Here is a 26097-nt window from a genome sequence, read left to right as displayed (position 1 = left end):
GAGCCTGCTCGGCGATCGCAGTCTCCCAGATCCGGGCCCGCCGCACTCGGAGACGGTCGAAGGGATCAGACGGCGTGGCCGAGGTGGGCGAGCGCCTGGCGCAGCAGCACCCCGTGGCCGCGGTCCATCTCGGCCTGGACCCCGGGGTCGAGGCACTGGTCGGGCGTCAGCCAGGTGAGGTCGAGGGCGTCGTTCTGCGGCGAGCAGTCGCCCGCGACCGGGACGACGAAGGCGAGGGAGACCGCGTGCTGGCGCGGGTCGTGGAACGGGGTGACCCCGGGCGTCGGGAAGTACTCGGCCACGGTGAACGGCTGCGGGCTCGCCGGGACGCGGGGGAGCGCCATCGGGCCGAGGTCCTTCTCGATGTGCCGCAGGAGGGCGTCGCGCACCCGCTCGTGGTGCAGCACCCGGCCGGACACGAGCTCACGGCACACCGTCCCCTCGTCGCCGATCCTCAGGAGCACGCCGACGGCGGTCACGCCGCCGCGCTCGTCGACCCGCACCGGGACGGCGTCGACGTAGAGGATCGGCAGCTTCTGGCGTGCCGCGTCGAGGTCCTCGCGGCTCAGCCAGGCGGGGTTGCGGTCCAGGTCGAGGCTGCTCATGGCCCCGATCGTGCCACGTCGGGACCCGGGGACGGCGCGGCGGTCACGACGGGGGGACCACCGGCAGGCGCCCTCTCGGAGAACGTCACCGGCTCCTCGAACGCGGCCCGCCGCGCCGCGCGCCGCAGCGCACCGAGGACGGCCCGGCCCGTCACCGCGACGAGGACGCCGGTCGTCACGGCCCGGCCGATGTCCCAGCCCAGGCTGGTCGCGAGGGTGAAGACGACGAAGCGGTGGAGGTTGTCGGGCAACGCGTCGCCCGGCACGAAGGACAGCCCGCCCGACATGCCCGTGGCGAACGGCCAGAACGACAGGTTGAGCATCGCGCCGTAGAACAGGCCCGCGAGGGCGCCGTACCCGACGAGCATGAGCAGCTCGGCCCGTCCGCGGGCCGGAGGGAGCAGCCCCGCGCCCCAGCCGACCCAGGCGGCGCCGAGCATCTGGAAGGGCAACCAGGGTCCGACCCCTCCGGTGACGAGCGCGGACGCGAACAGCGTCGTCGCGCCGAGGACGAAGCCGAAGCCCGCCCCGAACACCCGGCCGCCGAGGACGAGGAGGAAGAACACGGTCTCGAGCCCGGCGGTCCCCGCGCCGAGCGGCCGCAGCGCCGCGCCGACGGCCGCCAGCACCCCGAGCATCGCCACGGCCTTGACGTCCATGCCGCCCTCGCTCAGCTCGGCGAGGACCACGGCGAGGAGGAGGGGGAGGACGACCGCGAAGACGAGGGGCGCGTCGGCGCTGTGGGCCAGACCCGACCCCGGGGACACGAACAGCGGCCACATGAACGCGAGGACCCCGACGACGCTGACGAGGGCCACGGCCGCGGCCGACCTGGGTCGCAGCCGGACGACGCGCAGCCGCGTGCGGGGGGCGGGCGTCGTCATCGGACCGGCACGTCCTCGAGGGCGGAGCGCACGTCGGCGACGGTGAGCCAGGGCCCCGGCGCGGTGACCTTGGCGACCTGTGGGGCGAACGCCGGAGACGCCACGACGACCTCGGCCGTGGGCCCGTCGGCGACGACCTCGCCCTCGGCCAGGACGACGACGCGGTCGGAGCTCTCGGCGACGAACTCGACGTCGTGGGTCGACACGACGACGGCCCGTCCCCGCCCGGCGAGGGCGCGCAGCACGGTGCCCAGCGCCGCCTTGGCGGTCGGGTCGAGACCGCGGGTGGGCTCGTCGAGGAGGAGGACGGGAGGGTCGGCGGTCAGCTGCACGGCGAGGACGAGGGCCAGCTTCTGCCCCTCCGAGAGGTCGCGGGGGTGGCGGCTCGCGGGGATGCCCGGGGCGATACCCTCGAGGAGGGCGGCGCACGTGCCGGCGGGGACGTCGCTCTCGCGGTCGGCCTGGGCGCACTCGCCCCCGACCGTGTCGAGGTAGAGCAGGTCGGCCGCCGACTGGGGGACCAGGCCGACGAGCGCGCGGCGGCGCCCGGCGGCGAGGGAGCGCGGGTCGACGGCCTCGGGGTGGCCCGGGCCGCTGGCGCGCACGGTCCCGGAGGTGCGCGGCCCGGTGCCCTGCAACGCCCACAGCAGGGTCGACTTGCCCGACCCGTTGCGCCCCATGAGCGCGGTGACCTCGCCGGCCCGCAGGGTGAGGTCGACCCCGGCGACGGCGACGACGTCGCCCGGGTAGCGCACGACGACGTCGCGCGCCACGAGCGCGTCCGTCCGGTCGCCCTCCGCGGGGCCCGTGCCGTCCCCGACGTGACCACGTGGTCGGCTGCTGTCCGGGGCCGTGGTGCCGTCGGCGGGGAGGGTGGCGGTCAGGCGGGAACGGAGGTCGCGGGCGGAGCGCCGGGCGTCGCGGACCGACAACGGCAGGGGCGACCAGCCGGCCCAGCGACCGAGCTCGACGACGGGGGAGGTGATGTCGGAGTCGACCATGACGTCGGACGGCAGTCCCGAGACGACCTCGCCCTCCGGGGAGACGTGGATGACCGTGTCGGCGTAGTGGAGCACCCGCTCGACGCGGTGCTCGGCGACGACGACGGTGACCGCGAGGTCGTGGACGAGCCGGGTGATCGTCGCGAGGACCTCCTCGGCGCCGGTGGGGTCGAGCGCCGAGGTCGGCTCGTCGAGGACGATGACCCGGGGGTGGGCCGTGAGGACCGACCCGATGGCGACCCGCTGCTGCTGCCCGCCGGACAGCTCGCGCAGCGCCGCGTGGCGCAGGTCGGCGATGCCGAGGAGGTCGAGGGTCTCCTCGACGCGCTTGCGCATCGTCGCGGCGGGCAGGCCCAGCTGTTCCATCCCGTAGGCGAGCTCCTCCTCGACGGTGTCGGTGACGAACCCGGCGAGCGGGTCCTGCCCCACGACGCCGACGAGGTCGGCGAGGTCGCGCGGCCGGTGCCGGCGGGTGTCGCGGCCGTGGACGAGGACGTGCCCGGCGAGGGTGCCCCCGGTGAAGTGGGGCACCCGGCCGCACATCGCCCCGAGGAGGGTCGACTTGCCCGAGCCGGTGCGCCCGACGACGAGGGCGAGCTCGCCGTCGTCGACCGTCAGCGACACGTCGCGCAGGACGGGACGGTCGGACCCCGGCAGGGTGACCGAGACGTGCTGGAGGGAGATCGCGTGGGTGTCGGTCACGAGTTGGCCACCATCTTCTCGTGGGCGCGCGCCGCGAGCGAGGGAGCGCCGCGGCGAGGCCCTCTGCTCGGGGGCGGCGGAGGTGGCGGGGTGACGAAGGCCGGCAGGGCGCCGACGAGCAGGGCCGCGACCGCGAGCGGCGGCAGCCCGGGCGACCCGAGCGGCGTCAGCGGCATCTCGAGGGCGACCGGTGTCGTCCGCGAGAGCCACACGAGGAGGCCGGCGGCCAGCGCCCCGCACGCCACGGTCGCCCACTCGGCACCGAGCCAGGGGTCGGGCCGGTACGTCGAGCGGGGGACGTGCCGTCCTCCCAGCCACAGCCCGGCGGCGCACAGCACCAGCCCGAGGACGAGGGTGGGGGTGCCGAGGAGCGCCGGGGTCGAGGCGTCGAGGACCCCGTACACCCCGACCGCGCTCGCGAGCAGCCCACCGAGGGTCAGCGTCGCGGTCGTGACCCGCACCCCGCGCGGCACGGCGACGCTGCGGCCGTAGCCGCGCGAGTCCATCGCCGCGGCGAGGAGGAGGGAGCGGTCGAGGGTGTCCTCGAGGACGGGCAGGGCGACGGCCTGCACCGAGCGGAAGCCGCGGCTCGTGTCACCGCGCAGCTGCCGGGCCCGCCGGACCCGCTGGACGCTCTCGGCCAGCTGGGGGGCCACCGACACCGAGACGACGACGGCCGAGCCGATCTCGTGGAGGGCGCCCGGCAGCGCGCGGAGCAGCCGCTTGGGGTTGGCCAGGGCGTTGGCCGCGCCGACGCAGGCGATGATGACGGCGAGCCGAGCACCCTGGAGGGCCGCGTGGAGCAGTCCCTCGAGGTACACGGTCCCGCCGACCTGGATGCCGGCGGCCCATGCGGGCAGCGTCGCCTCCGGCAGCCGCACGACCTCCACCTCGCCCACCTTGAGCCCGACGACGACGTGGAGCACGACCCGCACGACGACGATGGCCAGGCCCAGCCAGAGGTAGAGCCGGAAGGCGCGGGCCCACGGCGAGGACCCGCGGCGGGCGGCGACGACGAGGGCGACGACGGCGAGCGCCAGCGCGAGGAGGAGGGGGTTGTTCGTCGTGCTCACCGCGACGGCCATCCCGATCGCCCAGGCCCACCAGGCGGCCGGGTGGACCGCTCGGGGGAGGGTCGGGCTCACGGGACCATCATCGCGCGGCACGCGCCCTTCGTGCTGCCCGCGCCGAGCGCGCTCAGGCGCGTCGCTTCCACGCCGCCCAGCCACCGGCTCCTGCGACGAGGGCGACGAGGGCGCCGCCCGCGAGCAGCGTGCCCGGGCCACCCGACCCGTCGGACCCCGTCGCCGCCGCGGCGACGGGGGTCGGCCCCTGCGAGCCGTTCGCGGTCACCGACGTGCTCGCCGAGGGGGTGGCGGTCGCGCTCGGGGACGCCGAGGCGGTCGCCGACGGCGAGGCGGAGGCACTCGGACCCGTCGTCGGGCGGGCGGACGAGGTCGTGGTCGTCCTGCTCGGGGCGACGCTCGTCCTCGGTGCGGCCGCCGTCGGGCGCGGTGCCGTGGTCCGCGGCTGCGGCTTGGGGGTCGCCTTCACGGTGGGCTTGGGCGTGGGCTTCGGCGTGCTCGTCGCCGACGTCGCGGGTGGCGCGGAGCGGGGCTTCTGCCCCGAGCCGAACCTGAACCCCACGACCGTCCCGGGCGCCGGGTCGTGGCTCGTGGCCCCGGAGCTGCTGTAGGTCCAGCTCCCGCCGCGAGCGGCGTGGAAGAAGGCCCAGTAGGCGTCGGCGGGCGGCATCCGGACGCAGGCCTGGTTCGACGGGTAGCCGTCGATCCGGCAGATGGCGCCCGGGAACTGCTGCACCGGCGTCACCGCGTACCCGGCGGCCGTCAGCGCCTTCCACGCCGACGACGGGTCACCCGAGGCGCACCGGGTGCTCGTCGAGCTCCCGGTGTCGACGACGACGGTGACCCCGCTGGTCCCGGAGCAGGCGGCGGCCGATGCCGGGCCCGCCGTCGCGACGAACCCGGTGAGGACCAGGCCCGCGGCGACGGCGGTGCCGGCGAGGCGACCGAGGAGAGCGCGAAGCGGAGCGGGCGCCATCAGGCGTGCGCCCCCCGGCGGCGCGAGGCGGCGACCGCGAGGCCACCGACGACGAGGAGAGCGAGGCCGACACCGACGGGAAGGAGCAGGTCGGAGCCCGTCTGCGCGAGGGCGTCGGGACCCGACGCGACCGGGCCGGTGGTCTCGCCGCCGTCGGAGCCCGAGGTGGGCGCCGTCGTCGTCGTGGGGTCGGTGCTCGAGGTCGGCGTCACGGTCACGCTCGGGACCGCCGGGCAGGCGGAGGCCGGTGCGGGGTCCGCGGCGCCCTCGGCGATGGCGGTGACGAGCGACTCGAGGGCGAGGCCGAGCGCGGCCTGGGGCGTCGCCCTCAGGTCGGTGTCGCTGGGGGTCGTCGTGGAGCGGGTCGTCGCCGAGTACGCGATGCCGCCCTGCAGCGCGGCCGGCGTCGAGGCGTCGTACTGGAGCGTGGCGACGAAGCCGGCGGCGTCCTCGGCCGCGGTGGTGCGGCCGCCCGCGACGAACGCCTGGGCGGCGACGCCGGTGGTGTTGGCGTTCTGCGCGCCCTCGCTCCCGAGGATGCCGCCGTCGGGGCCCTGGAGCGCCTCGAGGGCGTCGAGCCCGTCGTCGGCGGCGGCCGTGGCGCGGGCCGGGAGGCCGTCGGCGCCGGTGCCGCACACGAGCGTGCCCGCCGCGGCGACGAGTGCCTGGGCGGCGAACGCGGTGGCGTCGGCGTCGCTCGTGCAGGTGGCCGCGCCGATGGAGCCGCGGAAGCCTCCGTCGGAGCACTGCTGGTCGAGGAGGAGCTCGACCGACGCGGCGGTCAGGGGCTCACCGGCACGGGAGAGGGCGACGAGGGCCAGCGACTGGCCGATGGTGTTGGAGTAGTCGCCGAACGCGGAGTCGTCGCTGAACCGGCCCCCGGCCGTCTCCAGGTCCTGGAGGTCGGCGACGAGGTCGGTGCCGCCGAAGTCGGTCGGGTCGCCGCCCGCGACGAGGACGCCGAGGAGGGCCTTCGCGGTCGGGCCCGCGTAGAGCTCGTCGAAGTCGGCGCCGGTGTAGCCGCCGAGGTTGGCGTCGAGGTAGGCGAGCGACGCGTCGGCCTGGGCGTCCTCGGTGCCGATGGCGCTCATCGCGATGATGGCGTCGATGGTGTTGCCGCCGTCGAAGAAGGTGCTGGCGGGGTAGACGTAGTGGTCGTCGTTGTCGGCGAGCGTGCGTGCCATGAACGCGGCCGCCGCGTCGCCCTCGGGCGAGGCCACGAGGGCCGCGATCGCGCTGCGGCCACCGTCGCCCGTGCCGGCGCTGGGCGCCGGGGCCGAGGTGCTCGGGGCGGGCGCCGAGGTCGAGGGGAGGTCGCTGGGAGTCGGGACCGCCGACGTGCTCGGGCTCGGCGTCCCGGTCGGGCCCTCGCCGGGGCTCGGGTTCACCGTGGGCTCGGACGACGCGCTCGGCGCGGGGGTCCCGGCCGTGGCGGTCGAGGTGGGCTCGGGCGTCGGCTCCGCGAGGGCGCCGGAGACCGGCACCCCGACGAGCGCGGCGGCCACGAGCAGGATCCCGGCGCGACGGAGCGCGGCGCGGGTGGTGGTGGGGGACATCGGTGCCTCTCCTGGGCGGTTCGTGACGAGTGCCCGAACCACCGGGGGAGCCCCGGATCCTCGGGCTCCGTCCCGCATTCCTCGACGGGTGAACTGGAGCCGCGCGCGCCTGCTGGGCATTCCGACTCGCCACGATCGCTCGTGACCTACGGCTGCGGGACAGTGCCGGACTTCGACCGGCTTCCCCCTGCAGGTGCGGTGGGTGTGTCGCCCGGAGGCGACGGCGCCGACTCTACCTCCTGCCGAACCGGGTGGGGAGACCGCGTCCGTCGTGGGTAGGATCACGTCCCACAGGCGCTCGAGCCGTCATCAGCGGCGAGCCTTCCGGAAGAACGGGACCCGACCTCGGTCAGGTCCTCACTAGACCCGGGCGTCGGGGTCACGACACGACCTGGTGCAAGAGCGGCCACCGCCACGGCGGGGGCAAGCGAGGTGGTACCGCGGTGGTCCCGCCCGGCGTCGTCATCGACGTCGTGGTGAGCCGTCGTCCTCGTGCAGGACACGAGCGAGACGACCCCGCAGGAGCCAGAACCCATGTCGTACCCCAAGGTCAGCACCACCGGTGAGCACACCGGAGCCGCCTTCGGCGTCCCCGCGAGCCCGCGCTTCCCGCAGGTCGAGGAGGCCGTCCTCGCGCACTGGAAGGCCGACGACACCTTCCGGGCCTCGGTCGAGAACCGCTCGCCGGGGGAGCGCGGCGAGAACGAGTTCGTCTTCTACGACGGCCCGCCCTTCGCCAACGGCCTGCCGCACTACGGCCACCTGCTCACCGGCTACGTCAAGGACGTCGTGCCGCGCTACCAGACGATGCGCGGGCGCCGGGTCGAGCGCCGCTTCGGCTGGGACACCCACGGGCTGCCCGCCGAGCTCGAGGCGATGCGCCTCAACGGCATCAAGACCACCGACGAGATCCTCGAGCTCGGTATCGAGAAGTTCAACGAGGCCTGCCGCGACTCGGTGATGAAGTACACCGGCGAGTGGCGCGACTACGTGACCCGGCAGGCGCGCTGGGTCGACTTCGAGAACGACTACCGCACGATGAACCCCGACTACATGGAGTCGGTCATCTGGGCGTTCAAGTCGCTGTTCGACAAGGGCTACGTCTACGAGGGCTTCCGCGTCCTGCCCTACTGCTGGAACGACGAGACACCGCTGTCGAACCACGAGCTGCGGATGGACGACGAGGTCTACCAGAACCGCCAGGACCCCGCGGTCACCGTCGGCTACCTCCTCTCCGACGCCGGCACCGACCCGGTCCTCGACGGCGCGCACGTGCTCGTCTGGACGACGACCCCGTGGACCCTGCCGTCGAACCTCGCCGTCATGGTCGGCTCGGACATCGACTACGTCGTCGTCGAGGCGCCGGTCCCCGGGGCCGGCACGACCGCCCGCTACCTCCTCGCCGAGGCCCGCCTGGCCACCTACGCCCGCGAGCTCGCCGACGCCGACGGGGAGTTCGCCGTCCTCGGCCGGTACAAGGGCGCCGACCTCGTCGGCCGCACCTACGAGCCGCCGTTCTCCTACTACGCCGGCCACGAGAACGCCTTCCGCGTCGTCGCCGCCGACGACGCCGTGACGACGACCGACGGCACCGGCGTGGTCCACACCGCCGGCGCGTTCGGTGAGGTCGACAAGGAGGTCACCGACCGCGAGGGCATCGAGGCCGTCATGCCGGTGAGCAAGAGCGGCCGCTTCACGGTGCCCGTCGCCGACTACGAGGACGTCCAGGTCTTCGACGCCAACGCCCTCATCATCGAGCACCTGCGCAACGCGACCAGGGGGGAGGGGTCGACCGGCTCGGTCACCCCCGGCACGGTCCTGCTGCGCCGCGAGACCTACGACCACAGCTACCCGCACTGCTGGCGCTGCCGCGAGCCCCTCATCTACAAGGGCGTCGAGTCGTGGTTCGTCGAGGTCACCGCGTTCAAGGACCGGATGGTCGAGCTCAACCGCGACATCACCTGGGTCCCCGACCACGTGAAGAACGGCCAGTTCGGCAAGTGGCTCGAGAACGCCCGCGACTGGTCGATCACGCGGAACCGGTTCTGGGGCAGCCCGGTTCCCGTCTGGAAGTCCGACGACCCGGCGCACCCCCGGCTCGACGTCTACGGGTCGTTCGCCGAGATGGAGCGCGACTTCGGCGACCTCCCGCGCGACCGCGAGGGCAACCCCGACCTCCACCGTCCGTTCGTCGACGAGCTGACCCGTCCGAACCCCGACGACCCCACGGGCCGCTCGACGATGCGCCGCGTCGAGGACGTCCTCGACGTCTGGTTCGACTCGGGCTCGATGTCGTACGCCCAGGTGCACTACCCCTTCGAGAACGCCGAGTGGTTCGCCGGGACCGACGCCCAGGACGCGCACTTCCCGGCCGACTTCATCGTCGAGTACATCGGGCAGACCCGCGGCTGGTTCTACACGCTGCACGTCCTCGCGACGGCGATCTTCGACCGCCCGGCGTTCTCGTCGTGCGTCAGCCACGGCATCGTCCTCGGCAACGACGGCCAGAAGATGAGCAAGTCGCTGCGCAACTACCCCGACGTCACCGAGGTGTTCGACCGCGACGGCGCCGACGCGATGCGCTGGTTCCTCATGGCCTCGCCCATCCTCCGGGGCAGCAACCTCGTCGTCACCGAGGAGGGCATCCGCGAGGGTGTCCGCCAGGTCCTCATCCCGCTGTGGAACAGCTGGTCCTTCTTCGCGCTGTACGCCAACGCGATGGACGGCGGCGCCGGGTACGAGGCGCAGTGGTCGACCGCGTCCACCGACCCGCTCGACCGCTACCTGCTGGCCAAGCTGCGGGTCCTCGTCTCGACGGTGACCACCCAGCTCGACGCCTACGACGTGCCGGGCGCCTGCGAGTCGGTGCGCCAGTTCGTCGACGTCCTCACCAACTGGTACATCCGCAGGTCGCGAGAGCGGTTCTGGGACACCGGGTCCGGCGACGCCTCCGTGGCACACGCGGCGTTCGACACCCTCTACACCGCCCTCGAGGTGGTCACGCGGGTCTCGGCTCCCCTCCTGCCCCTCGTCACCGAGGAGATCTGGCGCGGCCTCACCGGCGGTCGCTCCGTCCACCTCGAGGACTGGCCCGACGCCACGCTCCTGCCCGACGACGACGACCTCGTCGCCGCGATGGACCAGGTCCGTTCCGTGTGCTCCACCGGGTCCTCGCTGCGCAAGGCCGAGAAGCTGCGCGTCCGGCTCCCGCTCACCGAGCTGACCGTCGTCACACCGGACCCCGCCGGCCTCGAGCCCTTCGCGGGGATCATCGCCGACGAGCTGAACGTCAAGGCCGTGCGCGTCCTCGACGTCGCCGACGCGCAGGGCTCCGACTTCGGGATCAGCCGCCGGCTCGTCGTCAACGCACGGGTCGCCGGGCCGCGGCTCGGCAGGGACGTGCAGGTGGCCATCAAGGGCTCCAAGTCCGGCGACTGGTCGGTGGCGGACGACGGCACCGTCACCTCGGGCGGCCTGGCGCTCGTCGAGGGCGAGTACACCCTCGACACCGTCGTCGACGCCGGTGAGGCCGGCTCGCGCGCGACGGCGATGATGCCGGGCGGCGGCTTCGTCGTGCTCGACACCGACGTCTCGCCCGAGCTCGAGCTCGAGGGCGCCGCGCGCGACCTCGTCCGAGCGGTCCAGCAGGCCCGGCGCGACGCGGGCCTCGACGTCTCCGACCGCATCTCGCTCGAGGTCGCCGGGGCCGAGTTCGTCTACCGCGCCGTCCTCAACCACCGTGACCTCGTCACGGGGGAGGTGCTGGCCGAGCACCTGTCGGTGGGGCCCGACCTCGACGCCCTCGAGGCCGGCGGGGACGGGGTCACCGAGGCCGTCGTCGGCGAGCGCTACCCCGTGCGCCTGAGGGTCACCCGCCGCTGAGTCACGACCTTCCCGCCTGGTCCCGCATTCAACGAGCTCCCAGGGGGTGCGGGCGCCCACCTGCGGGTCTAGGTTGCCAAGGTGGCGCCACAGACGCCCCACAGCCAGGGTCATCCCCCGATGCAGGAGCAGCCGATGAAGTCTCTACCTGTCCACACCCGACGACTCCCGATGACGGTGGCCCTCGCCGCCGCGGTCGTCCTCACCGGAGCCGGGGTGTCCGCAGCGACCCCCTCGCCGGCCGAGGAGAAGGTCCAGGTCGTCCACGTCAACGCGCCGAGCCCGGCCGAGCGCACCAGGGTCAACAACCTCGGGCTCGACACGACCGAGCACGGCGACGCCACGGGTGTCGAGGTCGTCCTCCACTCCGCGGCCGACGCGAGGAGGCTGCGCGCCGCCGGGTTCACCTGGCGCGTCGAGGACGCCGACCTCGCGGCCACGATGCGCAAGGCCCGTGCCGCGGACAAGAAGTACGCGGCATCGGTCGCGGCCTCCGGGCTGCCGAGCGGGCGCACGTCCTACCGCACCCTCGACGAGATCAACGCCGAGATGGCGCAGCTCGCCAAGGACTACCCGAACCTCGTCAAGCCGCTCACCCTCGCGCGCAAGAGCGTCGAGGGCCGCGACGTCAAGGGCATCGAGATCACGACCAACGCCGCGAACGTCGACGACGGCAAGCCGGTCATGCTGATGATGGGGGCGCACCACGCGCGCGAGTGGCCGTCGGTCGAGCACTCGATGGAGTGGGCCCACGAGCTGCTCAAGGGCTACGCCACCGACGCCCGCGCCCGGAAGATCGTCCAGAACGAGCGCACCATCATCGTGCCGGTCGTCAACGTCGACGGCTTCGTCATCAGCCGCTCCGCTGCGCCGCTCGGCGACTTCTCGACCTTCGACTACGAGATGAAGCGCAAGAACTGCACGATCTCGGCGAACACCCCGGCGCAGTACCGCACCGGCACCTGCAGCGCCAACCTCGCCGGTCGCCTGCGCGGCACCGACCCGAACCGCAACTACCCGGGGTTCTGGGGCGGCAACGGTGCCAGCACGAGCTGGAGCAGTGACACCTACCGCGGTGACGGTCCCGGCGACACCCCCGAGGTCGACAACATCAAGCAGCTCATCTCGGGCCGCCAGGTCACCAACCTCATCACCAACCACACGTTCAGCAACCTCGTGCTGCGCCCGCCGTCGCTGCTCTCGACCGGGTACTCCCCGGACGAGCCGCAGTACAAGGCGCTCGGCAAGAGCATGACCGACGCGAACGACTACGCGAACTGGGCCTCGTTCCAGCTCTACGACACCTCCGGGTCGGTCGAGGACTGGAGCTACTGGCAGACCGGTGGCTACGGGTTCACCTTCGAGATCGGCACCGAGGGCTTCCACCCCGAGTACCAGAACGCCGTCGTCGCCGAGTACCTCGGCCTCGAGCCGGCCGCGGGTGCGGGCCAGGGCGGCAACCGCGAGGCCTACTACCGGATGGCCGAGTCGACGATCGACAAGGCGTTCCACTCGACGATCACCGGCACCGCGCCGGCGGGCCGCGTCCTCACGGTGAGCAAGTCGTTCCAGACGCTGACCTCGCCGGTCAACCAGCCCGACGGGTCCGTGGGTGCGCCGATCGCCTACCAGAACGACCTCTCGAGCTCGCTGAGGTCGACGGGTGGCAAGTTCTCGTGGGCGGTCAACCCCTCGACCCGTCCGGTCGTCGCCGGTCGCTGGGGCCGTGAGCCCGCCGCGCCGGCCCAGCCGACGGTGGCCCTGACCAACCCGGCCGGCACCCCGGGGACGTTCGAGTCGGAGTTCGCGACGTTCACCATCGGCGGCATGCCCCAGTACGACAACTTCAAGGCCGAGGTCCGCGTCCAGTGGCCCGACCCGGGCGTCGACTGGGACGTCGTCATCCGCAACTCCGACGGCGACGTCGTCGGGTCCGCCGAGACGCTCGCCGACCCGGAGGTCGCCCTCCTCATCGAGCCGGTTCCCGGGACCTACACCGTCGAGCTCATCAACTACGACGGCGGAGAGACGAGCGACTGGACCGGCGAGGTCCGCTTCGGCGGTCCGAACCCGAAGGTCGAGACCGGCGTCAAGGAGGCGTGGACGCTCACCTGCTCGACGACCGGCGGCGCCATGGTCTCCGAGCGCTCGGTGATCGTCGACCGCGGCCAGACGGTGAACGTCGGCAACGCCTGCAAGAAGGCCAAGGGCTGAGTCCCGGCTCTCCCGCCTGATGCCGGAACCTCCGGTGGGGCACCCCGAACGTCGGGAAGCCCCACCGGAGGTCGGGGTGTCTCGTCGACACGACGAGGTGGTGCCCGGGTCCCCGCGACCCGGGCACCACCTCGTCTCCACGTCGGGCGGGCGACTGACCCCGCGCGCCCTCCCGACGGGTCTCAGGCGGCCCGTTCCCCCACGGACCGGGTGGCCAGCCCCGCGGCACCCCACGCCGCGAAGCCGCCGACGACGTCGGTGGCCCGGTGGACGCCCACGTCGCGCAGCGCCGCCGCCGCCAGGCTCGAGGTGTACCCCTCCTGGCAGAGGACGATGACGCGCAGGTCGTCGTCGGCGATCGGCAGGGCCGCGTCGTTGGTCGCGTCGAACCGCCACTCGAGGACGTTGCGCTCGACGAGCAGGGCGACCGGGACCTCGCCGTGCTCGGCGCGCTGGGCAGCGGGGCGGATGTCGACGAGGACGGCCCCCTGCGCGACCTCGGCGGCGGCGTCCTCGGGGGAGAGGCGGTCGAGCCGGGCGCGCGCGGCCGACAGGAGCAGGTCGATGCGGCTCGTGGTGCTCACCAGTCCGCACCCACCCGTCGGACCTCGGTGAGCTCGAGGACGCCGTCGCGGTCGGCGTAGTCGTTCATCCGCTCGAGGCGCGGCGCGTAGACGTGCAGCGAGACGGCCGGGTCGGGGCCCTCGTTGGTCACCCGGTGCACGTACTCCGGCCCGAACCCGTGCGAGGACCCGCGGCGGTGGATGCGCTTGAGGCCGCGGATGAGACCGTGGGCGGCGGTCTGCTCGACCAGGGCTCCCTGGAGGACGACGAACGCGCCGGCGCTGCCGCCGTGGTCGTGCCACGGCGTGCCCTGGCCGGGAAGCCAGGTCAGCAGCCACACCTCGTGGTCGCCCTCGGCGACGAGGCGGCGGTAGTAGCGCGCGGTCGGGTCGAAGTCGACGTGCGGGCGCCAGAGGTCGTCCTGGCCCGCGAGCCGTCGCGCGGTGGTCAGCGGGTGGGTCGAGGGCAGGGCGTGGGTCCGGGGGAGCGTGCGGTGGTCGGTGACGGTCATGGTGGTCTCCAGGAGCGGCGGGCCGGGGCGTCCGGGCGGGATGAGCAGCAGAGGGCGTCCCCCGGGTGGCCGGGGGGCGGAGGAGCGGGTGGGTCAGACCTCGCGGCGACAGCGACAGCCGCGGCGCGTCGTCGGCATCGCCGGGCGCGGCAGGCACAGTCGCTGGGTGCTCATGGCGCCACGCTAGAACAGGAACTCGACGTTATGCAACCCATAACGACATGTTGGGATGAAACGAGGGGGGTGGGTGTCGGACACAATGGGCGGGTGAGTCCCGCCCCCGATGCCCCGCAGCGCGACGCCGCCCACCGGCTCGAGCTGTCCCGACGGCTGCGCCAGGTCGAGGAGTCCATCCTCTCCCGCGCGCCCGAGCACGACCTCGAGCCCTCCCTCGACCGGATCGCCGCGGTGATGGAGCTCCTCGGCGACCCGCAGCGCACCTTCCCCGTCATCCACGTCACGGGCACCAACGGCAAGACGAGCACGGCGCGCATCATCGAGTCGCTGCTGCGCGAGCTCGGGCTCAAGACCGGGCGGTTCACCTCGCCGCACCTGCACTCGATGCTCGAGCGGATCGCCATCGGCGGCGTCCCGATCGACGACGAGCGCTTCCTCGACGCCTACGACGAGGTGATCCCCTTCATCGAGATCGTCGACGGCCGCTCGATCCTCGACGGCGGCCCGCCGCTGACCTACTTCGAGGTCCTCGTCGCGGTCGCGTACGCCGCCTTCGCCGACCTGCCCGTCGACGTCGCCGTCGTCGAGGTCGGGATGGGCGGGTCGTGGGACGCCACCAACGTCGTCGACGCCCCGGTGTCGGTCGTGACGCCGATCGGCATGGACCACGCCCACTTCCTCGGCGACACGATCGAGGCAATCGCCACCGAGAAGGCGGGCATCATCAAGCCCGAGGCCATCACGGTGTCCGGGCTCCAGCTCGAGCCCGAGGCGTTCGAGGTCCTCCGGGAGCGGGCCGAGGCGGTGGGAGCGCGAATCGTGCTCGAGGGCAACGAGTTCGGCGTCTCCGAGCGTGATGTCGCGGTGGGCGGCCAGCAGATCTCGGTGCGGGGGCTCGCGGCCGAGTACCCCGACCTCTACCTGCCGCTGCACGGCACCCACCAGGCGCAGAACGCGGCCGTCGCCGTGGCCGCCGTCGAGGCCTTCCTCGGCGGGGGGGAGCAGCCGATCGACATCGAGGTCGTCCGTGCCGGGCTCGCGCGGGTCGACTCGCCCGGCCGGCTCGAGATCGTCCGTCGCAGCCCCACGGTGCTCGTCGACGCCGCGCACAACCCCGCCGGGGCCGTCGCCCTGGTCCAGGCGCTCGAGGACTCGTTCACCTTCGCCCGGCTCGTCGGCGTCGTCGCCGTGATGAAGGACAAGGACGTCGTCGAGATGCTCGAGATCCTCGAGCCGGCCCTCGACGAGGTCGTCGTCACCCGCACGACGTCGCCGCGCGCGATGTCGCCGCGCCAGCTCGGCGAGCTCGCCAACGAGGTCTTCGGCGAGCACCGCGTCACGGTCGTCGACGAGCTGCCCGACGCCCTCGACCAGGCCGCGGGGCTCGCCGACGCGGGTGGCGGAGTCGGGGGTGGCGTGCTCGCGACCGGTTCGGTCGTCACCGCCGCCGAGGTCCGGATGCTCCTCGGGACGACGAACGTCTGAGCGGTCTCGTCGCCCCGGCGTCCGCGGGAGTCCGCGGTCAGTCGTCGAGGTCCTCGCCGGCGAGGACGCGCCCCGCCAGCCGCTCCTCGCCCGCCAGGCGCCACACCTCGAGCGCGGCCGCCCCGTTGACGAGGACGATGACGGCGCCGAGGACGAGGTCCGGCCACCCCGACCCGGAGACGGCGGTGACCCCCGCCATCGCGACGATGGCGAGGTTGACGGCGACGTCGGAGCGGGCCGAGAGGAAGGCGGCCGCCGACAGGGAGCCGCCGTGGTGGCGCACGCGGGCCAGCAGGAGGGCGCAGGCGCCGTTGACGACGGCCGCGCCCGCCGCGGTCAGGACGAGCGGCCACACGGCGGGGGCCACCGGGTCGGACACCTTCGCGACCGCCTGCCACGCGGCGGCGAGCGCCGGCACGAGGATGACGACCGCCATCGCGCGCCCGACGACCGCCCGGCGGGCCAGCGTCCAGCCGAGCGCCAGGGCGATGAGCAGGTTGATCGTGGTGTCCTCGAGGAAGTCGACCGAGTCCGCGAGGAGCGCGACCGACCCGATGGACAGGGCGACGACGACCTCGACCCCGAACCAGGTGAGGTTGAGCGCCGCGACGACGAGGACGACCCGGCGCAGGGCGGTCGCGTCGAGGACCGGGGGAGGGGCCACCCGACCATGAGACCAGACGCTCCCGCCCCCTACCCTTGGCGCATGTCGCCGTTCGTCAAGCTGCTCCTCCTCGTGGCCGTCGTCGCGGCCGTCTGGTTCGTCCTCGTCAGGGTGCGCAACGCCCAGCGGGAGCCGGTGGTGTTCACCCCCGTCGAGGAGCTCCCCGACGCGACCCGCGACGCGGTGGACGCGGCGCTCGCGAACGACGAGGTCGTCCACGCCGTCAAGCTCTACCGCGACGCCACCGGGTCAAGCCTCATGGCGGCCAAGGCGGCCATCGACGTCCGGAAGTGGAAGAAGGGCGCATGAGGCGCCTGCCCCTCTACGGGCGACAGGGCAAGTTCACCTTCAGGCTGCTCGCCGTCGCGCTCTTCGGCCAGAGCATCATCCTGTCGTTCTTCGCCCTCGTCGCCCGGGGCAACGCCATCGCGGCCGGTGAGCCGGAGCGGGGCGAGACCCTGCTCTGGGTGGGCCTCGGCCTGGCGGTCCTCGCCCTCGTGTCGAGCGGCCTGATGCGCAGCCCGGTCGGCATCACGCTCGGCTGGCTCGTCCAGGTCCTCACCTGGGCGAGCGCGGTGGTCGTCACGGCGATGATCGGCGTCGCCGTCGTCTTCACGCTGCTGTGGGTCGTCCTCCTCCTCCAGGGGATGAAGGTCGACGCCGTCGTGGCGCAGCGCGAGCGGGAGGCGGCGGCCGAGGGCACCTGAGCCCGTCGCTAGGCTGGCCCCGTGACCACCGAACGCTCGCTCGTCCTCGTCAAGCCCGACGGTTTCGCCCGCGGCCTCACCGGGGAGGTGCTGCGCCGGATCGAGGCGAAGGGGTACACCCTCGTCGCCCTCCAGGTGCTCACCCCCGACGTCGAGCGCCTCCACCGGCACTACGCCGAGCACGAGGGCAAGCCCTTCTTCGAGCCGCTCGTGTCGTTCATGTCCTCCGGCCCGGTCGCGGCCGTGGTCATCGAGGGCGAGCGCTGCATCGAGGGCTTCCGGGCCCTCGCCGGCGCCACCGACCCCACGGCCTCGGCTCCGGGCTCCATCCGTGGCGACCTCGGCCGCGACTGGGGCGAGAAGGTGCAGAAGAACATCGTCCACGGGTCGGACTCCCCGGAGTCCGCGGCCCGCGAGATCGGCATCTGGTTCCCCGGGCTCTGACGCGCCCGACGCCGTGGCAGCACCCACGGTGTGGCACCGAGGGATGACGCCGCCCTCGACCTAGCCTGCTGGGCATGACCGGGTGGGACATCGGGTGGCTGCGAGGCCGGGACCTCGCCATCGACCTCGGCACCGCCAACACCGTCATCTACGCGCGCGGGCGCGGGGTCGTCCTCGACGAGCCGTCCGTCGTCGCCGTGCGGGCCGGGACGAGCGAGCTGCTCGCCGCCGGCACCCGGGCCAAGGAGATGCTCGGCCGCACCCCCGAGACCGTCCGGGCGGTGCGCCCGCTGCGCGACGGCGTCATCTCCGACGCCGACGTGACCGAGCGGATGATCCGCTGGTTCGTCGACCAGGTCGCCCCCTCCCGCCTCGTGCGCCCCCGCGTCGTCGTGTGCGTGCCCGGCGACATCACGGGGGTCGAACGGCGTGCCCTCGAGGACGCCACCCTGCGCTCCGGCGCCCGCCGCGTCTACGTCATCGAGGAGACGATGGCCGCCGCCATCGGGGCCGGCCTGCCCGTCGAGGAGACCCGCGCGTCGATGGTCGTCGACGTCGGGGGCGGCACGACCGACGTCGCCGTCATCAGCCTGGGCGGGGTCGTCACCGCCCGCACCGTGCGCACCGGCGGTGACGAGATCGACGAGGCGATCGTCTCCCACGTGAAGTCCGAGTACTCCCTCCTCCTCGGGGAGCGCAGCGCCGAGGACCTCAAGGTCGCCGCGGGGTCGGCGTTCCCGCTCGTCGAGGAGCTGACCGGCCGGGTGCGCGGCCGCGACCTCGTGACCGGGCTGCCGAAGACCGTGACGATCTCGTCGGCCGAGCTGCGCCGTGCCATCGAGACCCCGGTCGCCCAGATCGTCGAGCTCGTGCGGACCGTGCTCGACGTCTGCCCGCCCGAGCTCGCCGGCGACGTCGTCGACCGCGGCATCGCGCTCACCGGAGGGGGAGCCCTCCTGCGCGGCCTCGACGAGCGGCTGTCCCACGAGCTCGGCGTCCCCGTCCACGCCGCCACCGACCCCCTCCACGCGGTGGCCCGCGGTGCCGGCCGCTGCGTCGAGGAGTTCGGCGCCCTCGAGCGGGTGCTCGTCGACAACCGCCGCCCCTGACATGCACGTCCGCCGCACCCCCGCCCTCCGCCCCGCCGGGTCGACCGTGCGCCGGCGTCGCACCCGACTGCTCGGCGCGGGGCTCGTCGCCACGGCCCTCGTCGCCCTCCTCGGCGTGGGAGGGGTCACCGACCTGCCGCTGGTGCGCTCCGCGGCCGCCTCCGTCCTCGGTCCGCTCGAGCGCCTGCTCGGTCCCGACGACGACGCCCTCGCCACCGAGCGGGCGGCCCGGACCGCCGCCGAGTCCCGCGCCGCGGCGGCCGAGCGCGAGGCCGCCGGCCGGGACGAGCTCGGCGTCCTGCTCGCCGACCCGGCCCTCGCCGGACAGCGTCTCGTCGCCGCCCGCGTCGTCGCCGTCGGACCGTCGGGACCGGCAGGCCCCGAACGGGTGACCATCGACGTCGGGGCGCGCGACGGCGTCGAGGCCGACACGACCGTCGTCGCGGCCGAAGGGCTCGTGGGTCGGGTCGTGTCCGTCGCGCCGTGGACCTCGGACGTCCTCGTCGTCGGCAGTCAAGGGCTGGCCGTGGGCGTGCGGGTGGGGGAGCGAGGCGTCCTCGGCTCGGCCTCCGGAAGAGCGGCGACGGGCGCGTCGAGGCCGATGCCGGGCCTGCTCTCGGTCCGGCTCGTCCAGCGAGGTGCCATGGCCCCGGGCGACACCGTCACCACGCTCGGGAGCGTCGGCGCGCGCCCGTACCTGCCCGGGGTACGGGTCGGGACGATCCGCGAGGTCGACGACCGCCCCGGCCTCCTCGCCCCGACCGGCACCCTCGCGCCGGCCGTCGACCCGACGAGCCTGGACGTCGTCGCCGTCGTCCTCGCTCCCGCCCGGTCCGACCCCCGGCCGGTCGCCACCGGGACGGGCCCGTGACGCCCGCGGCGGCCGTCGCCCGGGCCGTGCTCGTCCTCGGGGCCGTGCTGCTCGCCGTCACCCTCGGCGCCCGTGGCCTCTCGCCGCTCCCCGACCTCGCGCTCGTCCTCGTCGTGGCGTGGGCGCTGCTGCGCGGTCCGCTCGTCGGTGCCGCGGCCGGCCTGGCCACCGGGTGGCTCGTCGACCTCGTCCCGCCCGGACCGACGCACCTCGGCGTCACCGCCCTCGTCCACGCCGCCGCCGGGTACCTCGCCGGGCGCGCCCGGGTCGAGGGGCCGGTCGCGGCACCGCGGGTCGCCGTCGTCGCGCTCGGCGCCGCCGCCCTCGTCGAGGCCGTCGCCGTCGTCGGGGCGCTCGCCGTGTCGGCACCCGTCGACCTCGCCGAGGTCGCGCTCCGCTGCCTCCTCACGGCCACCGCCGCGGCCGTCGTCGTCCCCCTCGTCGTCGGCGCCGAGCGGAGCCTCGTGCGGCGCCGGTTCGGGTGACGGCGATGGTCCGATGACGCGCCGCGCCACCCTCGGCACCGGCCGGCGGGACCGCCGGGGGGCCGCCGTCCAGGGCCGCTTCCTCGCGGTCGTCGCGCTCGTCGTCCTCTGCTTCGGCAGCCTCGTCGGACGGCTCGGACAGGTCCAGCTCGTCGGGCACTCCGACTTCGCCGCGGCCGCGGCCGCCCTCGACACCCGCACCCTCGTCGTCCCCGCGCTGCGCGGCCGGATCCTCGACGCCCGGGGGCTGCCCCTCGCCGACAACCGGACGAGCACGGTGGTCACCATCGAGCGCCGGGTCATCGTGGGCCGACCGGACCGCGCCGCGTCGCTCGTGCGGGAGGTGGCGCAGGTGGTCGGGCTCCCGGCCGAGCAGCTGCTGGGCCGGACCTGGTTGTGCGGCGAGGACGGTGCCCCGGCCGCGCCGGCGTGCTGGGCGGGCTCGCCCCAGGTGCCGGTCCCGCTGGCCGAGGACGTCGACCCCACCCACGCCCTCACGCTCGTCGAGCAGCCCGAGCGCTTCCCGGGCGTCGTCGTCGAGTCCCGCCCCGTCCGCACCTACCCCCGACCCCTCGGCACGAGCGCGGCCCAGCTCATCGGCTACCTCGGCCAGGTCAGGGCCGACGAGGTCGGCGCCGCCACGGGACTGACCGCCGAGGACCTCGTCGGGCGGGCCGGGCTGGAGGAGCAGTACGACGACGTGCTGCGCGGGACCCCCGGGCGCACCGTCGTCTCCGTCGACCCCCGCGGGCTGGTCACCGGGGTGGTGTCGCGCACCGAGCCGGTCAACGGCCGCGACCTCCTCACCTCGATCGACGCGCGGATCCAGGCGAGCGCCGAGAAGGCGCTCGCCCAGCAGGTCGCCGCCGCCCGCACGCGGGGCTGGGCCGCCGACTCCGGCGCCGTCGTCGTCCTCGACCCCCGCAGCGGCGCGGTCGCGGCGCTCGCCTCCGCCCCCACGTACGACCCGAACGTCTGGACCGGCGGGATCAGCGCCACCGACTACGCCGCCCTCACCGACAGCCGTGCCGGCACGCCCCTCCTCTCGCGAGCCATCGGGGTCGAGCTGGCTCCCGCGAGCACCCTCAAGCCCGCCTCGGTCACCGCGTCGGTGAAGGCCGGCAACCCGCTGCGCGGCACCTACGACTGCCCGTCGAGCTCCCGGATCGGCAACCGGGTCTTCCACAACCACGAGACGAAGGGGCGCGGCCACATCTCCTTCGCGACGGCCATCCAGATCTCCTGCGACACCGTCTTCTACAGGACGGCCTACGACGCCTGGCGCGCCCAGGGCGGGCTCACCGCCCGCACCGACGCCCCCGACCCGTTCGCCGAGGTGGCCAAGGGGTTCGGCCTCGGGGCGCGCACCGGCATCGACCTGCCGGGGGAGTCCAGCGGCCGCGTCCCCGACCGCGCCTCGAAGAAGGCCTCCTGGGAGGCGACGAAGGACCAGCTCTGCGCCCGCGCCCGCACCGGGTACCCCGACGTCACGGACGCGAAGCACGCGGCCTACCTCAAGCAGATCGCCGTCGAGAACTGTGCCGACGGGTGGGTCGTGCGCCCCGGCGACGTCGCCAACTTCTCCATCGGCCAGGGCGACGTCGCGACGACCCCGCTCCAGGTCGCGGTCATGTACGCCGCCATCGCCAACGGCGGCACCGTCGTGACCCCGCGGGTGGGCTCGGCCTCGGTCGACGCCCTCACCGGCGACCGGGAGGACGTCGCGGCCGGCCCGCGCCGTCGGTCCCCGATGTCGGCCGAGGTCGGTGCCTACCTCCGAGGGGCGCTCCGTTCGGCCGTGACGGCCGGCAGCGTCCGGGGGCGGTTCGCGTCGATGACCGACTGGCCCGTGGCCGGCAAGACCGGCACCGGCGAGGTCGTCGGCAAGCGCGACACCTCGTGGTTCGTCTCCTACGCCCCGGCGGACGAGCCCCGCTGGGTGGTCTCGGTCGTCGTGTCCCAGGGCGGCCCGGGCGCGCGCACGGCGGCCCCCGTCGCCCGCAGCGTCCACGAGACCCTCCGCTCGCTGCGCTGAGGCTTGCGGGAACTCGCAGCGCGGCGCGGTGTCGAGGTTCTGGACCCGCCGTCGCGCCGGTGCCACACTCGCCGGAGGGGAGACCTGGAGGGTCGCGATGAACGGGTGGGTTCCGAGGTCCGTGCTGTGGTGGTCGCTGCGCCGCGCCGTCCTGGCGTTCGCCGGCCTGCTCGGCATGGGCGTCCTCGCCTGGGGGCTGCAGTCGGCGCTCGGCCTGTCGAGCGGGACCACCGGGCTGCGCGGCCTGCTGCCGTTCGGGGCCACCACGCTCCCGGTCGTCCTCGCCCTCGCCCTCGTCATCGGCCTCGTCGAGGCCGCCGCCCTCCGCCGCTGGAGCGCCTCGCTGCCCGTCGCCGCGCTCGTCACCGGCCTCGTGGGTGGGGCGGCCGCCGCACTGGCGATGACCTGGCTCGCCCCCGACCGGTTGCTCGCCGTCGTCGGGGCGGTCGTCGTCGGGTCGGGGTGCGGCGTCATCAGCGCGGTCGGCACCTGGGCCGACGGCCGCCGCCTCGATCCCGACGTCGCGCCCCTGGAGGTCGTCGGGATCTGAGCCCCGACCTCCCGCGCAGGGGCGCCACGACCGGCCGATAGGCTGGCGCCATGGCTGACTTCGACGTCGTGGTGCTCGGTGCTGGTCCCGGTGGTTACGTCGCGGCGATCCGCGCGTCCCAGCTCGGGAAGAAGGTCGCGGTCGTCGAGAAGAAGTACTGGGGCGGGGTCTGCCTCAACGTCGGCTGCATCCCGAGCAAGGCGCTCATCAAGAACGCCGAGGTCGCCCACCTGCTCCAGCACGAGAAGGCGAAGTACGGCATCGAGGGCGACGCCACGGTGAGCTACGGCGTCACCCACCAGCGTTCGCGCCAGGTGTCCGCCGGCATCGTCAAGGGCGTGCACTTCCTCATGAAGAAGAACAAGATCGAGGAGGTCGACGGCTGGGGGACGCTGACGAGCGCCACCTCGATGGACGTCGCCCTCAACGACGGTTCCACCCGCCAGCTGACCTTCGACCACCTCATCGTCGCCACCGGTGCCGTCACCCGGATGCTGCCCGGCGTCGAGGTGTCGAAGAACGTCGTGACCTACGAGGAGCAGATCCTCGACGAGGAGCTCCCCGGGTCGCTGGTCATCGCCGGGTCGGGCGCCATCGGTGTCGAGTTCGCGTACATCATGAAGAACTTCGGGGTCGACGTGACGATCGTCGAGTTCCTCGACCGGATGGTCCCCACCGAGGACGCCGACATCTCCAAGGAGCTGCTCAAGCACTACAAGAAGCTCGGCGTGAAGGTCATGCTCGGCACCAAGGTCGAGAGCGTCGAGGACACCGGGTCGGGCGTCAAGGTCACCGTCTCCCCGGCGGCCGGCGGCGACCAGCAGGTGCTCGAGGCCGACAAGCTCCTCTCGGCCATCGGCTTCGCGCCGCGCACCGAGGGCTTCGGCCTCGAGAACATCGGCGTCGAGATCACCGACCGTGGCGCCGTCGCCATCGACGAGTACTGCCGCACCAACGTCCCCAACGTCTACGCGATCGGCGACTGCACGGCCAAGCTGATGCTCGCCCACGTCGCCGAGGCGCAGGGCGTCGTCGCCGCCGAGACCCTCGCGGGCGCCGAGACGCTGCCCGTCGACTACGACATGATCCCGCGGGCCACGTACTGCCACCCGCAGATCGCCTCGTTCGGCTACTCCGAGGCGCAGGCGAAGGAGAAGGGCTACGACGTCAAGACCGCGTCGTTCCCGTTCAGCGCCAACGGCAAGGCCATGGGCCTCGGCGACGCGGTCGGCTTCGTCAAGGTCGTCGCCGACGCCACCCACAACGAGATCCTCGGCGCGCACCTGATCGGCCCCGAGGTCACCGAGCTGCTGCCCGTGCTGACCCTCGCGCAGAAGTGGGACCTCACCGCCGACGAGGTCTCGCGCAACGTCTTCGCCCACCCGACGCTGTCCGAGGCGGTCAAGGAGGCCGTCGAGGGCATCGCCGGCCACATGATCAACCTCTGACCGACCCGTGTGACGGTGGGGCCGGCCCGATGACGCGCGCCGGCCTCGCAGCGCTCGCCGCCCTCGCCGTCGCGGGAGGGGTGGCGCTCGGCGGGTGCGGCGCCGACACCCCGCGCGTGCAGCTGGTCAGGGGCCACCCCGACTCCGCGGAGCTCGAGGTCACGGCCGACTCGTGCAACGCCCATCCGTCGGCGGCCGTCGAGGAGTCCGACGCCGAGGTGCGCGTCCTCCTCACGGCCAACCGCTCCTGGGGGGACGCCGAGTGCGCCGACTCGGTCGTCGTGCGGCTCGCGTCGCCGCTCGGGACCCGCGCGGTCGTCGACGCCGCGACCGGCCGCCGGGTCGACGTCCTCCCGCTCGAGGAGTAGGCGGCGCCGGGACGCCTCGGACGTGCTGGACGGCGGGCGCCTCGCCGGAGGATCGTGGTGCTCCTCTCGCACCGGGAGCCCGCGGACCCCGCGGGCCTGACGCGAGGAGTGGTCATGACGGAGCGCGCGTACACGGGGGTCTTCCGCGAGGGGTCGGGCCGCCACGCCCTCTGGGTCGCCGAGTGGGCGGGCTTCGAGGCGAAGTGGAAGGAGCTGAGCCGCGACGGGCTGCGCCTTCACTCGGTGTCGGTCTCGGTCGTCGACGGCGTCGCGCAGTACTCCGGTACCTACCGCGAGGGCAGTGGCGGACACGCCCTGTGGGTCAGCGAGTGGCCGTCGTTCGAGGCCAAGTGGCAGGAGCTGAGCGCCGCGGGGCTGCGCCTGTCGTCGGTGGCGGTGTTCGTCGAGGGCGGGCGCACCAGGTTCGCCGGCGCCTACCTCCCCGGCACCGGCGGCCACGCCCTCTGGTCGAACCCCTGGCCGGGCTTCGAGGCGAAGTGGCGGGAGCTGAGCGAGGGGGGTCTGCGTCTCGTCAGCGTCGCGGCCACGGAGTCCGACGGCCGGCCCCTCTACGTCGGGGCGTTCCTGCCGGGCCACGGCGGGCACGCCCTGTGGGCGTCACCGTGGGACTCCTTCGACGCGAAGTGGCGCGAGCTGAGCGCGGCCGGCCTGCGGCTGTCCAGTGTCGACACGTTCACCGACGGCGCCGACCAGCTGTGGGTCGGCGCCTACCTGCCCGGCACCGACGGGCACGGACTGTGGGCCGGCGTCGACTGGGAGAGCTTCACCGCGCGGTGGACCGCGTGGTCGGCCGCCGGCCTGCGCCTCGTCGACACCGCGGGCAGCGCCCACGGCTGCACGAGCGGTGCCCTCAACCAGGTCGTCATGCCGATGGGGACCTACGACTACGGCGTCACCGGGCACGACACCGTCTACCACTGGCCGGTCCTGGACACCACGGGGGCGACCCGGCACGCCAGGCTCTCGGCCCTGACCCGCGTGCAGCCCTTCCTCACCCTGCCGTTCTCCGACACCGACGTGACCCGAGGTGGGATCTGGCGCTACGACGACGGCAACCACCACCACGCGGGCGACTACTCACAGGGGGACGCGACCTTCCCCGTCCTCGCCAGTGCCCCCGGCCGGGTCGAGTACGTCGGGTGGGACTCGTGGTCGGGGAACACCGTCGTCCTCAGCCACGACGTCGGAGGGGTCGCCGACGCCTACCGCACCCTCTCGATGCACCTGCGCGACGGTGCCGACCACGACGCCGACGCGGCCTGGACGACGACGATCCCGACGCTGAGCGGTGCCGAGCTGACCGACTACACGACCCACCTCACCGGCACCGGAGCCACGAAGGACCCGGCGACCCGCTCCCTGGACGCGGCGCACTGGGGGACGAACGCCGAGACGATCCTCGTCGAGGTGGGCGACACCGTGCAGCGGGGCCAGCAGATCGGCTGGGCGGGCAACACCGGGCCCGGCGGAAAACGCGGCGCGGGAGGCCCGAACACCCACCTCCACATCTTCTGGACGGTGCGTGACGACGACGGACGGTTCTACTTCTTCGACCCCTACGGGGTCTACTCGCTGCCGGACCGGTACGCGGCCGGCACCACCGACGCGACGACCGGCCCGTGCGTCCGCTATCCCGTCGCCTGGCAGGACGGCAGGCCGCAGTACCCACCGGCGCCCAGGCTGTTCGGGGCCCGAACCCGGGCCACCCGCCGGGTGCGCCGGATCCCGGGTCCCCACGGCTGAGTGCCGGCCG

The 26097-nt window shown here is 74.0% G+C and carries 23 protein-coding genes and 1 riboswitch; of the genes, 14 read left to right on the top strand and 9 right to left on the bottom strand.

Going from position 1 to position 26097, the window contains the following annotated elements; all coding sequences use genetic code 11:
• Positions 1-65 precede the first annotated feature (65 nt).
• Genes ACFWN3_RS03730 through ACFWN3_RS03705 form a run of 6 tightly spaced genes read right to left on the bottom strand, consistent with a single transcriptional unit; the run spans position 66 to position 6809 of the window.
• Positions 66-605 carry an NUDIX hydrolase family protein gene (locus tag ACFWN3_RS03730; protein WP_377643560.1) on the bottom strand — a complete coding sequence of 180 codons (540 nt, stop codon included), beginning with the start codon at positions 603-605 and terminating at the stop codon, positions 66-68.
• Positions 602-1489 carry an ECF transporter S component gene (locus tag ACFWN3_RS03725; protein WP_377643559.1) on the bottom strand — a complete coding sequence of 296 codons (888 nt, stop codon included), beginning with the start codon at positions 1487-1489 and terminating at the stop codon, positions 602-604. The genes ACFWN3_RS03730 and ACFWN3_RS03725 overlap by 4 nt, the downstream gene beginning before the upstream one ends.
• The gene (locus ACFWN3_RS03720) at positions 1486-3192 is read right to left on the bottom strand and encodes an ABC transporter ATP-binding protein (protein ID WP_377643557.1); all 1707 of its coding nucleotides are present in this window, start codon (positions 3190-3192) and stop codon (positions 1486-1488) included. Before ACFWN3_RS03720 ends, ACFWN3_RS03725 begins: the two co-directional genes overlap by 4 nt.
• Positions 3189-4337, bottom strand: coding sequence for an energy-coupling factor transporter transmembrane component T (locus ACFWN3_RS03715; RefSeq protein WP_377643555.1), 1149 nt, complete (start codon positions 4335-4337; stop codon positions 3189-3191). Before ACFWN3_RS03715 ends, ACFWN3_RS03720 begins: the two co-directional genes overlap by 4 nt.
• A 52-nt stretch (positions 4338-4389) precedes the next feature.
• Positions 4390-5253, bottom strand: a complete 864-nt coding sequence (locus tag ACFWN3_RS03710; RefSeq protein ID WP_377643553.1) for a hypothetical protein — start codon at positions 5251-5253, stop codon at positions 4390-4392.
• A complete protein-coding gene (locus ACFWN3_RS03705) occupies positions 5253-6809 on the bottom strand; it encodes a hypothetical protein (protein WP_377643551.1) in 1557 nt (518 codons plus the stop codon). The genes ACFWN3_RS03710 and ACFWN3_RS03705 overlap by 1 nt, the downstream gene beginning before the upstream one ends.
• Before the next feature lie 114 nt (positions 6810-6923).
• A riboswitch (cobalamin riboswitch) is annotated at positions 6924-6998 on the bottom strand.
• Positions 6999-7343: 345 nt separating this feature from the next.
• Here ACFWN3_RS03705 and ileS point away from each other — a divergent pair.
• Both ileS and ACFWN3_RS03695 read left to right on the top strand, forming a co-directional pair.
• A complete protein-coding gene (gene ileS / locus ACFWN3_RS03700) occupies positions 7344-10691 on the top strand; it encodes an isoleucine--tRNA ligase (RefSeq protein ID WP_377643549.1) in 3348 nt (1115 codons plus the stop codon).
• A gap of 135 nt (positions 10692-10826) precedes the next feature.
• On the top strand, positions 10827-12905 hold the full coding sequence (locus ACFWN3_RS03695; RefSeq protein WP_377643547.1) for a M14 family metallopeptidase: 2079 nt from the start codon (positions 10827-10829) through the stop codon (positions 12903-12905).
• Between the two features lie 182 nt (positions 12906-13087).
• Here the strand turns inward: ACFWN3_RS03695 and ACFWN3_RS03690 are convergent, their stop codons facing one another.
• Positions 13088-13489, bottom strand: a complete 402-nt coding sequence (locus tag ACFWN3_RS03690; protein WP_377643545.1) for a rhodanese-like domain-containing protein — start codon at positions 13487-13489, stop codon at positions 13088-13090.
• Positions 13486-13980 (bottom strand): cysteine dioxygenase, encoded by a 495-nt coding sequence (locus ACFWN3_RS03685; RefSeq protein ID WP_377643543.1) that lies wholly within the window; start codon positions 13978-13980, stop codon positions 13486-13488. The genes ACFWN3_RS03690 and ACFWN3_RS03685 overlap by 4 nt, the downstream gene beginning before the upstream one ends.
• A gap of 267 nt (positions 13981-14247) precedes the next feature.
• Between ACFWN3_RS03685 and ACFWN3_RS03680 the strand changes: the two genes are divergently transcribed.
• The gene (locus ACFWN3_RS03680; protein ID WP_377643541.1) at positions 14248-15642 is read left to right on the top strand and encodes a bifunctional folylpolyglutamate synthase/dihydrofolate synthase; all 1395 of its coding nucleotides are present in this window, start codon (positions 14248-14250) and stop codon (positions 15640-15642) included.
• Positions 15643-15679: 37 nt separating this feature from the next.
• On the opposite strand, the gene ACFWN3_RS03675 is transcribed toward ACFWN3_RS03680, so the two are convergent.
• Positions 15680-16306, bottom strand: a complete 627-nt coding sequence (locus tag ACFWN3_RS03675; protein WP_377643539.1) for a cation transporter — start codon at positions 16304-16306, stop codon at positions 15680-15682.
• A gap of 42 nt (positions 16307-16348) precedes the next feature.
• On the opposite strand from ACFWN3_RS03675, the gene ACFWN3_RS03670 reads away from it, so the two are divergent.
• The 11 genes from ACFWN3_RS03670 (at position 16349) to ACFWN3_RS03620 (ending at position 26087) form a co-directional block, all read left to right on the top strand.
• Complete coding sequence (locus tag ACFWN3_RS03670; protein ID WP_377643537.1) at positions 16349-16615, top strand: hypothetical protein; 267 nt, start codon at positions 16349-16351, stop codon at positions 16613-16615.
• Entirely contained in the window at positions 16612-17013 is a 402-nt protein-coding gene (locus ACFWN3_RS03665) for a DUF4233 domain-containing protein (protein WP_377643535.1), read from the top strand. The genes ACFWN3_RS03670 and ACFWN3_RS03665 overlap by 4 nt, the downstream gene beginning before the upstream one ends.
• Positions 17014-17034: 21 nt before the next feature.
• Positions 17035-17457, top strand: a complete 423-nt coding sequence (gene ndk / locus ACFWN3_RS03660) for a nucleoside-diphosphate kinase (protein WP_377643533.1) — start codon at positions 17035-17037, stop codon at positions 17455-17457.
• A gap of 74 nt (positions 17458-17531) precedes the next feature.
• Positions 17532-18566, top strand: a complete 1035-nt coding sequence (locus tag ACFWN3_RS03655) for a rod shape-determining protein (protein ID WP_377643532.1) — start codon at positions 17532-17534, stop codon at positions 18564-18566.
• Between the two features lies 1 nt (position 18567).
• Positions 18568-19437, top strand: coding sequence for a rod shape-determining protein MreC (gene mreC / locus ACFWN3_RS03650; RefSeq protein ID WP_377643531.1), 870 nt, complete (start codon positions 18568-18570; stop codon positions 19435-19437).
• Positions 19434-19922, top strand: a complete 489-nt coding sequence (gene mreD / locus ACFWN3_RS03645; protein ID WP_377643530.1) for a rod shape-determining protein MreD — start codon at positions 19434-19436, stop codon at positions 19920-19922. The genes mreC and mreD overlap by 4 nt, the downstream gene beginning before the upstream one ends.
• A 13-nt stretch (positions 19923-19935) precedes the next feature.
• A complete protein-coding gene (mrdA, locus tag ACFWN3_RS03640) occupies positions 19936-21957 on the top strand; it encodes a penicillin-binding protein 2 (RefSeq protein ID WP_377643529.1) in 2022 nt (673 codons plus the stop codon).
• Positions 21958-22054: 97 nt separating this feature from the next.
• On the top strand, positions 22055-22507 hold the full coding sequence (locus ACFWN3_RS03635; RefSeq protein WP_377643528.1) for a hypothetical protein: 453 nt from the start codon (positions 22055-22057) through the stop codon (positions 22505-22507).
• 50 nt (positions 22508-22557) lie between these two features.
• Positions 22558-23955, top strand: a complete 1398-nt coding sequence (gene lpdA / locus ACFWN3_RS03630) for a dihydrolipoyl dehydrogenase (RefSeq protein WP_377643527.1) — start codon at positions 22558-22560, stop codon at positions 23953-23955.
• A gap of 29 nt (positions 23956-23984) precedes the next feature.
• Positions 23985-24323 carry a hypothetical protein gene (locus tag ACFWN3_RS03625; protein WP_377643526.1) on the top strand — a complete coding sequence of 113 codons (339 nt, stop codon included), beginning with the start codon at positions 23985-23987 and terminating at the stop codon, positions 24321-24323.
• 114 nt (positions 24324-24437) lie between these two features.
• Positions 24438-26087 (top strand): M23 family metallopeptidase, encoded by a 1650-nt coding sequence (locus tag ACFWN3_RS03620; RefSeq protein ID WP_377643524.1) that lies wholly within the window; start codon positions 24438-24440, stop codon positions 26085-26087.
• Positions 26088-26097 lie beyond the last annotated feature (10 nt).

The sequence above is a fragment of the Oryzobacter terrae genome (genome assembly GCF_042756445.1).
Classification (GTDB): domain Bacteria; phylum Actinomycetota; class Actinomycetes; order Actinomycetales; family Dermatophilaceae; genus Oryzobacter; species Oryzobacter terrae.
The sequence above is the reverse complement of the archived record's forward strand: the minus strand, read 5'-3'. Positions and strand labels throughout refer to the sequence as shown.